Genomic DNA, 13,335 nt, shown 5'->3' with positions numbered 1-13,335 from the left:
ATCTCTCCCTATTTCTCGCGTTAATGGATCAAAAGATAAGACCATCCTATCACAAATTTGAGGGATTTGGAGAAAAAATTCGAATCATCACAAATATCTTAATATTTGCGTCAGGGGAAGGGGTTTTCCTAGGAAAAGGATGTTGAAAAAGAAAAACCTCATCAATTAAGATGAGGTAAGCCGCTTGTGGATAGCAGTAGAAATGTCTGCTAAATCCTCTGAAGTGTATTGATCTTGGTGTGATTTCCAAACAGCACCAAAGCCATCACCTTTGCCGTAGCGTGGAATGATATGCATATGGTAATGGAAGACAGATTGCCCTGCTTTTTCACCATTGTTATTGAGAAGGTTTAACCCAATGGGTTCAAATTCTTGTTTGATGGCTCTTGCAATCCTCGGAATGGCTTGGAAGTAATGATCGGATACATCTGGTGTCATCTCATAAATGTTATCTTTATGTATTTTCGGGATGACAAGGGTATGTCCTTTTGTCACTTGACTAATATCGAGAAAAGCCAATACATGCTCGTCTTCATATACCTTTGCACACGGGATGTCTCCACTAATAATTTTGCAAAAAATGCAGTCGTTCACGCAATGTCACTCCTCATTGTTTTCCTTTATCGTATCACAAAAAGTGACAAAAAAGAAAACAGGACAAGCGAACTCCTTTGGTCGCTCATCCTGCTCCTGTAGAAGAAATGCTGATGGATTCATACGTCATGCCTTTTGAACACTTTATTCACTAGAATAAAATGCTCATACGCCTGCTATTTCTGCCGTAAACACCTCATTTGACGTTTGGTTTGTCATATACAGGTTGTATAGGACACAAAAATCAAGAATCAGTGAAGCAAAACAGAAGCTAAGGTTTTTAGATGAAAAACCAACTTGTATGCGGTTCTTTGCCTTTGACAAACACCTCATTTTCATATTGGTCATCAAGCTGATTTCTTCTACATAGATTATGATGACCAATGCACCTATTTTTTATTCATGGATTATTGTTAGGTAAACATTTCAAATTATCTTTTGTTTTTGGTACTATAAAGAAAAAAAGAAAGAAAGGAACGAAATGATGTCCCTTTTAACTGTGAAAGACGTAACGGGTGGATATACGAAGAATCCCGTGCTCAAAAATATCTCTTTTGAATTAGAAAGAAATCAAATCGTAGGCCTTATTGGCTTAAATGGAGCGGGAAAAAGTACAACCATTCGTCATATCATCGGGTTAATGAAACCTCACAAAGGTTCGATTGAACTGAACGGCCGTACACTCCAGGAAGATCAAGAGGCGTATCGTTCGCAATTTACATATATTCCAGAAACGCCTATCTTATATGAAGAGTTAACGTTAAAAGAGCATTTAGAGCTGACAGCGATGGCATATGGCGTTACAAAGGAACAATTAGAAAAACGTCTGCCGCCATTGTTAAAAGAATTTCGTATGGAAAAACGACTGAAATGGTTCCCTGCACACTTTTCAAAAGGAATGAAGCAGAAGGTCATGATTATGTGTGCATTCTTAGTTGAACCAGAGTTATATATCATTGATGAACCGTTTTTAGGCCTGGATCCTCTTGCGATTAATGCACTATTAGAGCGTATGAATGCTGCTAAGAAAAACGGTGCTAGTGTGCTCATGTCGACGCATATATTGGCGACAGCTGAGCGTTACTGTGATTCCTTTATTATTTTGCACGAAGGTGAAATTAGAGCAAAAGGCACATTGGCAGAGTTAAGAGAGCAGTTCAATATGAGAGATGCGACACTTGATGATCTTTATTTAGAATTAACAAAGGAAGAAAGCTATGAATAAAACGACACAATCCATTTGGAAATCACGATTAAAAGAACACGTACAAGAAACTAGAAAATATTTAAAATACATGTTCAATGATCATCTTGTGATTGTGCTCATTTTTTTCCTTGCAGGCGGGGCGAGCTGGTATAGCGGGTGGCTGAAGGAAATTCCTTCTCAGTTTCCGTCATTTTGGGTGATGGCAATTGTTTTCTCTTTTGTCTTAACAAGCTCCTATGTTAGAACACTGATTAAAGAGGCAGACTTGGTCTTTTTACTCCCTCTTGAAGCGAAGATGGAGCCCTATTTAAAACAGGCATTCAACTTTAGCTTCATCTCACAGCTATTCCCTTTGATTGCCGTATCAATTGTTGCGCTTCCTCTTTATTCTGCTGTGACTACAGGTGATCTCGTGTTTTATATACTGATTTTGGCGCAAATGCTCATTTTAAAGGGCTTGAATACAGCCATTCAGTGGAGGATCACATATTTTCAAGGAAAACATGTCAGATGGCTTGATGTGGGGTTTCGATTTATACTGAATACGGTTCTTGTTTATACCATTTTACAGGCAGCTTATGCTATTGTAATCGTTGTTTATATCATTTATGTGGTTTACCTCATTTATTTAACAAATGCTGTGAAAAAGCAGCCTTTTCAATGGGAATTGCATATTTCTGATGAATTAAAGCGGAAGCAGCGCTTTTATCGATTGGCGAATCTATTCACAGATGTGCCGCATTTAAAGAAGCAAGTCAAAAGAAGGATTTATATGGACTGGTTGTTCAAGTTCGTTCCATATAATCAACGCAAAACATTTTCTTACATGTACATGAGAGCGTTTATTCGTTCAAATGACTATTTTGGTCTTGTGTTTAGATTAACTGTCGTGTTTGTTTTGATTATATTGTATACAGGTGTGACAGAATGGGTCGGATCTGCACTTGTTTTATTCACAGTATTTATTACGGGCGTGCAGCTTGTCCCTTTAACGAAGCACTTTGCCCATCTATCATTACAAGCACTTTATCCAGTCTCTCAGAAAGAAAAGGATCAAAGCTTTTTTGCCCTTGTTCGTAATGTGCTCATTATTCAATCTATTCTGCTTAGCTTAGCATTGTTGCCAGCAGGAGGGTTGAAGGGAAGTGGACTTGCCCTTCTTGTTTCATTCACATTTGTTCTCGTTTTATTCAAACCATACGTACAAAGCCGATTGAAAAAAATGAGATAATTGGCAATGTGTGATTGAAATGGGCGTATGATGAAATGAAGGGGGGATGACGTGAATTTAGCTGAACGTCAATTGTATGAAGAGGCGATTCTTTTTCAAATACGATTTTTAAGAAAACCTTCAAAGTTGGAACGGTTCTCAAAAGGAGTTCAGCAGCAAGTGAATCGCCGAATTCCCGCCAAATTTCATCAAGTCATCACAAGTGCGATGAAAACAATCGTTGAATCTACGGTGTCAGGTACTCATTTCACTTCATTTTCAGTGGTCGACGAGCATTTATCCATCCTTGAGAGAAATGAGCTGGCAAAGGAGAAGGTGAAGTATTATCAAAAAACAGCGACCATCGAAGGAATTGGGACTGGTGCAGGCGGACTATTCCTTGGAATGGCGGATTTTCCACTATTACTGAGCATTAAAATGAAATGCCTTTATGAGCTGGCATGTATATACGGCTTTGACTTATCTCAAAAAGAGGAAAGGCTTTTCTTGCTGTGTATCTTTCAACTAGCCTTCTCAAGCAGTGCACACCGTAAAAAAATGATGAAGGTCATTGACGAATGGGACACTAGCCGGGAGGAAATGGATTGGTACAGCTTTCAGCAAGAATATCGCGATGATATTGATCTTGTGAAGCTGTTTCAATGTATGCCTGTTGTTGGTGCCGCTGTTGGCGGAGTGGCGAATCATCAGCTTACTGGACACCTTGGGGATGTCGCACGCCATGTTTTTCATGTAAGATTCTTCAAACAAATGAATCAAACATAGAAAAAGCCACTTATCCGTAAGTGGCTCAGCTTGTAGAAGAAACATGAGTTTCTCTACAAGTTGAGTGCCTTTACAGTAGGCACCCTTTCCATTCGATATAAACTTTCTTAGAAGGATTATTTATACTTTGTTCGTAAAAAATGTCATAACATCTTTTTTGTATTCATTTTAGTTTTTTCAAGGTATGCTAAAAATCTTCTACTTCTTTTTTTATCTTTAATGATAAGATAATTATTTAAAAAAATGCTCTAAAAGTGCGTATCTTTCAAAGCATTAACCTCCAACATTTAATCAATAAGTTGCCCATTCTTAAGAGTAAAGTTTAGCTTTCCGCAACTTTTATTCCTGTCTGAATTTCTGAGGTTACTTTGATTATTAAATCAGGATACATCTTTGATAACTGTAAAAATATCTCTGACTTGACTTTTGGATTTGCAAAACTTTGAATACATGCAGTACATACCCCTCTAGGGATGACTGATGAATTGTAAGTGTGCCTTTTATTTCGGAAGATTTCAGACCAGCCTTCTCTGATGATAAAATAAATTCATGAATAACACCTTCTTCTACATGCCTTGTAAACTGTGCTTATACGACTGCCTTACTTGTATGTCCAGATCCTTCAACACCTTTGTTCCGTATCCAGATTCGCCATTATAAGGGAAAGGTGCGTCTTCTAATGAAAAAGAATGTCACAGGACATCCAAAATTCAACAAAATGCTTATTTTTTAAAATTACAGAACTGTCTCAAGTGCATCACTTAACATAGAATCAAAACTTTCAAATGATTGTATGAAGGTTCCCGAGGGTTTATCAAGTTCTACGTACATACCTTTTTCTTTATCATAACAATACCACGCTGTATCAGAATCTCCATAAAATATTATATTGCTTTTGCCAATCATTTTCGTACCATATCTCATTAGACTCAATAAAACCATGAATATTTTCATCTTTTTCGTTATCTAGTAGAGTTTTATCTACTCCATAGATCACTAATCCATTAAAATCCAAACCATTTACCTGCTTCAAAAACTCAATAAATGTTGCAGGTAATTCAATACTTCCTAATCGTTGTTTAATAATATGATTCATTTTTATAATATCTGTGTTTGATGCCGGCTCTCAAAGTAAATTTCCATACTTTTCCTCAATCTTTGCTATTTCTAATAAAGAAATTTTCCAATGTACCATATTTATTCTTCCTTTCTTTTAAAAGTTTTTGATGGATAAATATCATCCTCAAATATTGGCCATTTAATTATTTTACTTTGTTTTGGAGCCAGTCCTCTAGTTAAAGAGTTTTGTTCATTAGTAACTGCTTTGTGGTATGGATCGTTCTTTATCAATACTAAGTTAGTGAAATCATTGGTTCCACCGTCATCTAAAGGTAAATTATGATGTACTTGCCATCCTCTAGGATTAAGACCATCTTTCATCCTAACGATATCTTGTTCACCTAAATCAGCTTTAATTAAATATTTTACTTTTTTAGAGTCGTTAGCAAATTCTTTAAGGAAATTATTTCTAATAGAGCTATTAAATTCTTTTCTCAGTTTCGCTGTTTCTTCTGGAAGTCTTTTAGTATAAATAATTTCTTTAACTTCTACTCCTCTTAATTTAATTTTCTCCCCTTTTAATGTTCCTATAAAATATTTATCTTTTTCATAATTACCTTTAACCCCCATCTTCCCATGAAACCCTTTCGCCCCAAACGGCAAAAGCATCCCCAGCGCTGCGTTCATGCTGGCTTCTTGCTGTTCTTTCGAGATTTTATTTCCAAACATGTCTCTACCCGTCAACGCATTGATATTGTTATCTAAAAGAAAACAATGGACTAAAAGTCCATCGTTCTATTTAAACTCTCTAGTTATTTAAAAATCAATTCCTTTTCAGTCTCTAAAAACTCTTCTACAAGCTCTTTAATTGTATTTTGTGAATCATGAGGGTAATAAAATGCGTCTGAAACTTTTCTAAAAAAATCATACATATTTTCAGGCGTATTAAAGATTGAAAAAATATTTTCAATTTCTTCAAAGATATTTTCATCAGTTGAGTTACTATACGTCTCTTTCATAGTGCTATATAGCCACTTATGATACTCTCTCTTCATGTCTTCCGAAGAATTGTCAGAGGTTATGCTTTCAAGTATATTATCTACTTTAACTTCTTCTTTTTCCCTAGCTAATTCAAGGATTAATTCATTATTAGTATTGGGATTATTTTCTAGGTATTTAACAGCATAGTTTGTTACTTCTAAAGCAGAAATTAAATTAAACTGTCTACCAACAAACAGCGTAGACCAGTTACAATCAAAACCATTTTTTGTGATTATTTCTGTTTTATACAATTTTCTATTTCCCCCATTGATTTATTTTTCCTGTCACTTTGCCACCAGGTATAAAAGTTCTATGGGTCACTGTATTCGTTGTTGGATCTACCACCCATTCAAACACGCCATTCCTTATTTCTTTCGACTGTAACATTTCAGGGGCGTTGTTCTTTACTTTTACATATTTCGTTTCGTACTTAACCAATGAGCCCTCTATTTGATACAACGAATCCATATGGCCTTTTCTATTTGGAAAATCAAATCTCTTAGAATGAACTGCGTAGTTATCAATTACATCATTAAAGCTATGATAAAAATCATCTTTTAATGCACTACCTACTGGTGGACTATCTAAAACTGGATGCTTAAGTTCTCTCGTACTTTTAACCCCAACTTTATGGGCTTAGTTACTGCCGGTTTAGGAGAAAACAAAATGTTAGCGCAATGAAGAAGTTTGCCACTAGCAGAGTTAGGCAGGTGAGTGGGAAGCCTTTTTTAATCTATTTCATTCATCATACATACTTTAAAAATAAAAAAGCTTGTAGAAAAACATGCGTTTCTCTACAAGATGATCCATTTATCTGTAAGTGTCCTTTTCTTTTATGCATCATAGGAAAGTACAGCATTCGCAAGTACTTTTGCAGCGACAGGCATTGCCTTTTCGTTGATATCAAATTTAGGATGATGATGCGGATACATATGGTTACTGTTTTCTGGCATGGCTCCTGTGTAAAAGAATGTACCGGTCACATGCTGAAGGTAGTAAGCAAAGTCTTCGCCTCCCATTTGGGTTTCCGCTTCTTTTACTTCTGTGACACCCTCTGTATGTTTCGCTATTTCAGCAATATATTCAGTTGGTTTTGGATGATTTTTGACAGCGGGATATCCTCTCACATATTCATATGTATAAGAGGCATCGTTCATTTGACAAACACCTTTCACTACCTGTTCAATTTCACGTTCGATCGTAATTCTTACACTTTCTTCAAAGGATCGCGCAGTCCCGGTCAAAACGGCTGAATCTGCAATCACATTAAAGGCATTTTCAGCGACAAAACTACCAACAGACACAACTGCTGATTCAATTGGATTGACTTTACGGGCAACAACCTGCTGCAGGTTTGCGACAATTTGTGAGCCAATTAAAACAGCATCTTTTGTGAGATGAGGCTGTGCCCCGTGTCCTCCTTTTCCTTGCACTTGAATAGAAAAGCGGTCAGCTGCTGCCATGAAGTTTCCACTTTTATATAGAATGGTGCCACAAGGTTCTGATGACCAAAGATGGGTCCCGAATATGACATCAACACCCTCTAAGCAACCGTCTTCAATCATCGGTTTAGCTCCGCCGGGTGCATACTCTTCAGCATGTTGATGAATGAGCACGATTTTCCCTTTTAATTGATCACGATGCGCATGTAATATTTTAGCTAATACAAGAAGTGTCGCTGTGTGTCCATCATGACCGCATGCGTGCATCACACCGGGTTTTGTTGAGCGATATGGCACGTCTTTTTCATCTTGAATTGGAAGCGCATCAAAATCAGCTCTAAGTGCAATCGTTGGCCCAGGTGACGCTCCTTCAATAAATGCTAATACGCCATGACCGCCAACATGAGTACGTGTAGGAATGTTTAATGTCTCATAGTAGCTTGCAATGAAAGCGGCTGTTTCCACTTCTTGAAAAGAAAGCTCTGGATTCATATGAAGAAAGCGTCTGATTTCAACCATTTCCTCATATTGTTCATCAAGACGTTCATAAATACTTTTTTGTAAAGTGGATTTTGTCATTGAATGAAAACCTCCTTCATGCTCTTTTTCTGATTGTATGGGAATTGTTAGAATCTTTCAACAGAAGGGGTTGAATTGTAATAATGAAGAAGTCATTTTACATAAAGGTCGAAGGTTGAAAATGAAGCTATGCAAAGGGGGAAAGGTGTTGGGAAGTTGTCCAAATTGTTCAAAAGTATTTTCTTTTGTAGAGAAATTTCATTTATCTCATACAAGAATGATGGTGTGCCCAAACTGTAAGCATCGAATCAAAGAGACGTTTGCCTCGAAGATTGGGTTCTTCACGATTTGTTTCATTCCATTTATTTTTATGCTGATTCAGCTCAAAGGCGCCATACCGATCATAAAGTGGCCTATTTTATTAGGATGGATTTTACTAAACTTTTATGTGGTGCAGCCACTCATGCACCGGTACGAGCTTAAATGAAGACAATAAACGGAGAGCCCAAGATCATTCCATTGGGCTTTTTTATATGAAAAAGGGAAGTGCATAGCAGCACTTCCTTAATTTTCTGTTAAGGCATGATAGGATGTGAGATAGGCAGGGCGAGAGAAGATGGAGCCTGTATCTTCATGTGGCTGAAAGAAAGCCTCAGACTCGTGAAAGTCTTGAAACAGGTCCTCAGATTCCCAAAGCGTTAAAATAATATATACTTCTTCATCCTTCTGCGGTCTTAAAACACGAAGTGCCTGAAAGCCTCGCTGATGTTCAGAGATCTTCGTTTTTTTCTGATAGGTCGATTCAAAAAGTGTTCTACTTTCAAGCTTAACGGGGATATGATGCAAGGTGACGAAACCAGATTGGACGAGCTCTCCTTTTGCATAAATCACATCATATGAATGCGGGGCTTTAAACACAGTCTCTCCATCTGTTTCATGAAAGAGAGCCGCTTGGTCTTTACCAACCATATAAAGCAACTTTTCTAGGTGATGTTCCTTTGCGATTTTGTGCAAAAAGTCTGCTGTTCCATACGTGATATAGAAATTCAACTAAACCGCCTCCTGCTTGATAGTATAACAAAAGAATGATATATAATTCTTTGGTAGTCAATCCATAAAACATATTATGAAGCAATCCATCCCATACTATCCTTATAAAGGAATGAGGTGACCTAATTTGAAAAAAAAGAAGATAATCATTCCATTAGTCATTGCAGGAAGTACCCTCGTGCTTTCATTTATTGGCTATCTGACCATTTTATTTTTAGGACATTATGTTATAGATGAGAAGAAGCTCGTTTTTCACGCTTCATCAAAAATCATTGATCAGAATGGAAAAGAAATCACAAGTATGTATTCAGAAAATCGGGATCCTGTGTCATTAAAGGAAGTTCCTGATAAAGTGGCAAAGGCTTTTGTTGCTGTAGAGGACAAGCGTTTTTATGAGCATCACGGAATTGATGCTCAATCCATTTCAAGGGCGATTTATCGAGATATATTAGCGGGAGGAAAAATAGAGGGCGGCAGTACCATTACCCAGCAGCTCGCAAAAAATATTTTTCTCACACATGATAAAACCTTTCTTAGAAAAACAAAAGAAGTCATTATCGCGATTAATTTAGAAAGAGATTATTCAAAGGATAAACTTCTTGAAATGTATCTCAATCAGCTCTACTTCGGTCATGGCGTATATGGCATTCAGGCGGCTGCAAACTATTACTTTAATAAAGATGTAAAGGATTTGACCGTAAGTGAGGGAGCCAGTCTTGCAGCTATGCCTAAAGCACCTTCCACTTACTCACCAGTACTACATCCTGATAAAAATAAACAAAGACGAGATACAATCTTGAATTTAATGAATGAACAAGGTTATTTGTCATCTTCAGAAACAGTTGAAGCAAAAGGCAGAACACTCGGTATCCATGTAAAAAAGAAATCAGAAACACCTTGGGCAGACAGCTATGTTGATCTCATTATAAAAGAAGCGGAATCCGAGTATGCAATTTCCCATGAACAATTGCTTCAAGGTGGCTATACCATTACTGTACCGATTGATATGAATTTGCAAAAAGTTGCTTATAATGCGATGAAAAACAATCGTTATTTCCCGGGAAAAAGCGGTTCACCCGAAAGCAGCGCAGTGTTTATTGATAATGTAACAGGTGGTGTGAAAGCAGCCATTGGGGGACGAGAATATCATGCTGGAGGTTATAACAGAGTGACAGCCGTCAGACAGCCTGGATCTGTTTTTAAACCAATTGCCGTTTATGGTCCAGCGATGCAAGAGAAGAAGTTTAAGCCTTATTCACTGCTTGAAGATAAAGAAAAAAGCTACGACGGCTATTCGCCAAAGAATTACGATGGGCAGTATGAAGGGCAAGTGACGATGGTTGATGCGCTCATGAAAAGTAAAAATACTGCTGCTGTATGGACGCTAAATCAACTTGGAATTGACACTTCTAAATCGTATCTTGAAAAAATGGGGATTGATATATCGGATAATGGACTCGCGATTGCACTTGGCGGCTTAGAAAAAGGGGTTTCACCTCTTCAGGTTGTTGGCGCTTTTCATACATTTGCAAATGAGGGAGTATATCAAAAACCTTTCTTCATTACGAAAATAGAAAATGATGAAGGAGAAACACTTGAAAAGAATCAAAACAAGCCAGAGCGTGTGTTTAGTGTCCAAAATGCATGGAATATGACGAGAATGCTTCAGCAAGTCGTGAAAGGTGGGACAGCTCAAAGCGGCTCTTATGCTGGAGATTTAGCAGGGAAGACTGGGACGACGACATATTCAGGTGTGAAAGGTGCAACAAAAGATGCATGGTTTGCTGGGTACACACCTAGTACAACTGGAGCGATCTGGATGGGGTATGACAAAACAGATGACAGCCACTACTTAACAGGAGGCAGTCAGTATCCAGTACAGCTTTTCAAAGATATTTTAACAACAGCAGGAGTGACTCAAGAGACGTTTGAAAAGCCGGAGGGCATAAAAGATTTGCAATCACCTATTCGTTTAGAAGGACTATCAGGATTTGAAGCCAGTTACACGTTTAAAATAAAAGGGTTGTTTACTTTAGAATTGTCATGGGATGATCAAGAGGATAAACGGGTTGAATATCGAATTTACGAAAAGAGAAATGGAAGCGAGGCGCTGATTGACACAGTAACTGGCACAAACAGCTACACTATGCCGTATGCGAATGTGTTTTCAGATGCGGAGTATAAGGTCGTCCCGTACAATACCCAGACGAAAGAAGAAGGCGAAGGCAGCCCTTATGTCAAGCCAGAGGCTTTTGGACGTTAATATTCGGCGATTTTTTGAACATTGAGCCGCTTTAGTATACCGTACCTTGAAAAAGCGGTATAGTAAAAGCAGTGTTTGAGCCTTGTGCAAGAGAGCGTGAGGCGAAAGGTGGAATGAAAGGTAATGGGGAAAACGAAGGCTTTTAATGATACGTTCTTAAAGGCGTGCAAAGGGGAAAAAACAGAATATGTACCTGTTTGGTATATGAGACAGGCAGGGCGCTCACAACCTGAATATCGTGCTCTTAAAGAAAAGTACGGGTTATTTGAAATTACCCACCAGCCAGAGCTATGTGCTTATGTGACAAGACTTCCTGTAGAACAATATGGTGTAGATGCCGCTATTTTATATAAAGATATTATGACCCCGCTTCCGTCTATCGGAGTAGATGTGGAAATTAAAAATGGAATTGGACCTGTTATTGATTCGCCAATTCGAACAAGGGCAGATATTGAACGTCTAGGAGAGCTTCATCCTGAGGAGGATGTGCCGTATGTGCTCGAGACGATCAAGCTTTTAACGACGGAGCAACTGAGTGTTCCGCTCATTGGTTTTGCAGGTGCTCCATTCACGATGGCAAGCTATATGATTGAAGGCGGTCCATCAAAAAATTATCATAAAACGAAGGCGCTCATGTACAGTAATCCAGATACTTGGATGCTATTAATGAACAAATTAGCTGATATGACAATTACGTATATTCGGGCACAGGTGAAAGCGGGGATAAGTGCATTTCAAATCTTCGACTCTTGGGTTGGCGCTTTAAATGCAGCAGATTATCGGACATTTATTAAGCCTGTGATGCAGCGTATCTTTACTGAACTTAAGTCTGAGAACGTACCAATGATTATGTATGGAGTTGGAGCTAGTCATCTTGCAAAAGATTGGCATGATCTGCCGCTGGATGTCATTGGACTTGATTGGCGCATGAGTGTAGACGAAGCGCGAAAAGAGGGCTTAACAAAAACATTGCAAGGGAACCTTGATCCATCTATCTTACTTGCTCCTTGGAAAGTGATTGAAAAAAGAGCGAAAGACATTTTAGATCAGGGCATGAAATCAAATTACTTCTTATTTAATCTAGGTCATGGTGTTTTTCCTGATGTTTCCCCAGAAACGTTAAAGAAGCTGACAGATTTTATTCATGACTATTCTGCTAATCAAAAAAGGCGATCCATCTAAACTATTTTTATGATCTGAAGGAGTGTTGGTTGTGGAGAAAAAGAAAATGGGACTTCTTGTCATGGCATATGGCACCCCATATAAAGAAGAAGACATTGAGCGTTATTATACACATATCCGTAGAGGTAGAAAGCCGGAGCCAGACATGTTGCAAGATTTAAAAGATCGCTACCGAGCAATCGGCGGAATTTCTCCTTTATCCAAAATCACAGAACAGCAGGCAAACGGTTTATGTGAACGTTTAAATGAAATCCAAGATAACATTGAATTTCACGTATACATTGGTTTAAAACATATTGAACCTTTCATTGAGGATGCTGTGACGCAAATGCATCAAGATGGCATAACAGAAGCGGTCAGTATTGTACTAGCGCCTCATTTCTCCACATTTAGTGTGAAGTCTTATAATAAACGTGCGCAAGATGAAGCAGAAAAGCTTGGCAACCTGAAGATTATATCTGTTGAAAGTTGGTATGATGAGCCGAAGTTTGTTAACTATTGGGTGGAACAAGTGAAAGACACTTATGCATCTATGAGTCAGGAAGAAAGAGAATCGGCAGTATTGATTGTTTCTGCTCATAGTCTGCCTGAAAAAATTATTGCTGCAGGGGATCCATATCCTGATCAATTAGCTGAATCTGCAAAAATGATTGCAGAAGGTGCTGGTATTGAACATTATGAAATCGGCTGGCAAAGTGAAGGAAATACGCCTGATCCATGGCTTGGTCCAGATGTACAAGATTTAACGCGTGATTTATTTGAACAAAAAGGCTATAAAACGTTTGTCTATGTACCTGTTGGCTTTGTAGCAGATCATCTTGAAGTGTTATACGACAATGATTATGAATGTAAAGTCGTGACAGATGAAATTGGTGCTTCCTACTATCGTCCAGAAATGCCAAATGCAAAACCTGCATTTATTGATGCACTGGCAACAGTCGTTTTGAAGAAGCTTAAGGAAAAGCAAGTAACTATATAAAAG

The 13,335-nt window shown here is 38.0% G+C and carries 13 protein-coding genes and 1 pseudogene; 7 read left to right on the top strand and 7 right to left on the bottom strand.

All coding sequences use genetic code 11. The features are described 5' to 3' along the window. Positions 1 to 165: 165 nt before the first annotated feature. Positions 166 to 594, bottom strand: a complete 429-nt coding sequence (locus ABVJ71_RS06885; RefSeq protein ID WP_353856224.1) for an HIT family protein — start codon at positions 592 to 594, stop codon at positions 166 to 168. Between the two features lie 484 nt (positions 595 to 1,078). On the opposite strand from ABVJ71_RS06885, the gene ABVJ71_RS06880 reads away from it, so the two are divergent. Genes ABVJ71_RS06880 through ABVJ71_RS06870 form a run of 3 tightly spaced genes read left to right on the top strand, consistent with a single transcriptional unit; the run spans position 1,079 to position 3,797 of the window. Then, positions 1,079 to 1,819, top strand: coding sequence for an ABC transporter ATP-binding protein (locus ABVJ71_RS06880; protein WP_353856594.1), 741 nt, complete (start codon positions 1,079 to 1,081; stop codon positions 1,817 to 1,819). After that, complete coding sequence (locus tag ABVJ71_RS06875) at positions 1,812 to 3,032, top strand: ABC transporter permease (RefSeq protein WP_353856223.1); 1,221 nt, start codon at positions 1,812 to 1,814, stop codon at positions 3,030 to 3,032. The genes ABVJ71_RS06880 and ABVJ71_RS06875 overlap by 8 nt, the downstream gene beginning before the upstream one ends. Before the next feature lie 51 nt (positions 3,033 to 3,083). After that, positions 3,084 to 3,797 (top strand): EcsC family protein, encoded by a 714-nt coding sequence (locus ABVJ71_RS06870; protein ID WP_353856222.1) that lies wholly within the window; start codon positions 3,084 to 3,086, stop codon positions 3,795 to 3,797. 735 nt (positions 3,798 to 4,532) lie between these two features. On the opposite strand, the pseudogene ABVJ71_RS06865 reads toward ABVJ71_RS06870, so the two are convergent. The 5 genes and pseudogenes from ABVJ71_RS06865 to ABVJ71_RS06845 all read right to left on the bottom strand — a co-directional run bounded on the left by ABVJ71_RS06865 (position 4,533) and on the right by ABVJ71_RS06845 (position 7,918). After that, a pseudogene (locus tag ABVJ71_RS06865) lies at positions 4,533 to 4,893 on the bottom strand (YrhA family protein). A 101-nt stretch (positions 4,894 to 4,994) separates the two neighbouring features. After that, the gene (locus tag ABVJ71_RS06860) at positions 4,995 to 5,585 is read right to left on the bottom strand and encodes an HNH endonuclease signature motif containing protein (RefSeq protein ID WP_353856221.1); all 591 of its coding nucleotides are present in this window, start codon (positions 5,583 to 5,585) and stop codon (positions 4,995 to 4,997) included. A gap of 83 nt (positions 5,586 to 5,668) precedes the next feature. Further along, positions 5,669 to 6,148, bottom strand: coding sequence for a DUF2247 family protein (locus tag ABVJ71_RS06855; RefSeq protein ID WP_353856220.1), 480 nt, complete (start codon positions 6,146 to 6,148; stop codon positions 5,669 to 5,671). 4 nt (positions 6,149 to 6,152) lie between these two features. Then, positions 6,153 to 6,365, bottom strand: a complete 213-nt coding sequence (locus tag ABVJ71_RS06850; protein ID WP_353856219.1) for a hypothetical protein — start codon at positions 6,363 to 6,365, stop codon at positions 6,153 to 6,155. 365 nt (positions 6,366 to 6,730) lie between these two features. After that, positions 6,731 to 7,918, bottom strand: coding sequence for a M20 family metallopeptidase (locus ABVJ71_RS06845; protein WP_353856218.1), 1,188 nt, complete (start codon positions 7,916 to 7,918; stop codon positions 6,731 to 6,733). Positions 7,919 to 8,063: 145 nt separating this feature from the next. On the opposite strand from ABVJ71_RS06845, the gene ABVJ71_RS06840 reads away from it, so the two are divergent. After that, on the top strand, positions 8,064 to 8,345 hold the full coding sequence (locus ABVJ71_RS06840) for a hypothetical protein (protein WP_353856217.1): 282 nt from the start codon (positions 8,064 to 8,066) through the stop codon (positions 8,343 to 8,345). A gap of 77 nt (positions 8,346 to 8,422) precedes the next feature. On the opposite strand, the gene ABVJ71_RS06835 is transcribed toward ABVJ71_RS06840, so the two are convergent. Continuing rightward, a complete protein-coding gene (locus ABVJ71_RS06835) occupies positions 8,423 to 8,908 on the bottom strand; it encodes an antibiotic biosynthesis monooxygenase (protein WP_353856216.1) in 486 nt (161 codons plus the stop codon). A gap of 127 nt (positions 8,909 to 9,035) precedes the next feature. Here ABVJ71_RS06835 and ABVJ71_RS06830 point away from each other — a divergent pair, with 127 nt between their 5' ends. From ABVJ71_RS06830 to hemH, 3 genes are all read left to right on the top strand, one after another. Next, positions 9,036 to 11,171, top strand: a complete 2,136-nt coding sequence (locus ABVJ71_RS06830; RefSeq protein WP_353856215.1) for a PBP1A family penicillin-binding protein — start codon at positions 9,036 to 9,038, stop codon at positions 11,169 to 11,171. Positions 11,172 to 11,294: 123 nt separating this feature from the next. Beyond that, positions 11,295 to 12,353, top strand: a complete 1,059-nt coding sequence (gene hemE, locus ABVJ71_RS06825; RefSeq protein WP_353856214.1) for a uroporphyrinogen decarboxylase — start codon at positions 11,295 to 11,297, stop codon at positions 12,351 to 12,353. Positions 12,354 to 12,384: 31 nt separating this feature from the next. Continuing rightward, positions 12,385 to 13,332, top strand: coding sequence for a ferrochelatase (gene hemH, locus ABVJ71_RS06820; protein ID WP_353856213.1), 948 nt, complete (start codon positions 12,385 to 12,387; stop codon positions 13,330 to 13,332). The last annotated feature ends 3 nt before the right edge of the window (positions 13,333 to 13,335 follow it).

It is taken from the genome of Bacillus sp. Bos-x628 (assembly GCF_040500475.1).
Classification (GTDB): domain Bacteria; phylum Bacillota; class Bacilli; order Bacillales; family Bacillaceae; genus Bacillus; species Bacillus maqinnsis.
This window is presented reverse-complemented; position numbering and strand designations above follow the sequence as displayed.

Bases quoted from the DNA above. Each gene is read 5' to 3' on its own strand.
- ABVJ71_RS06880 (WP_353856594.1), top strand. From the start codon at position 1,079: ATGTCCCTTTTAACTGTGAAAGACGTAACGGGTGGATATACGAAGAAT.
- ABVJ71_RS06875 (WP_353856223.1), top strand. From the start codon at position 1,812: ATGAATAAAACGACACAATCCATTTGGAAATCACGATTAAAAGAACAC.
- ABVJ71_RS06860 (WP_353856221.1), bottom strand. From the start codon at position 5,585: ATGTTTGGAAATAAAATCTCGAAAGAACAGCAAGAAGCCAGCATGAAC.
- ABVJ71_RS06850 (WP_353856219.1), bottom strand. From the start codon at position 6,365: ATGGATTCGTTGTATCAAATAGAGGGCTCATTGGTTAAGTACGAAACG.
- ABVJ71_RS06845 (WP_353856218.1), bottom strand. From the start codon at position 7,918: ATGACAAAATCCACTTTACAAAAAAGTATTTATGAACGTCTTGATGAA.
- hemE (WP_353856214.1), top strand. From the start codon at position 11,295: ATGGGGAAAACGAAGGCTTTTAATGATACGTTCTTAAAGGCGTGCAAA.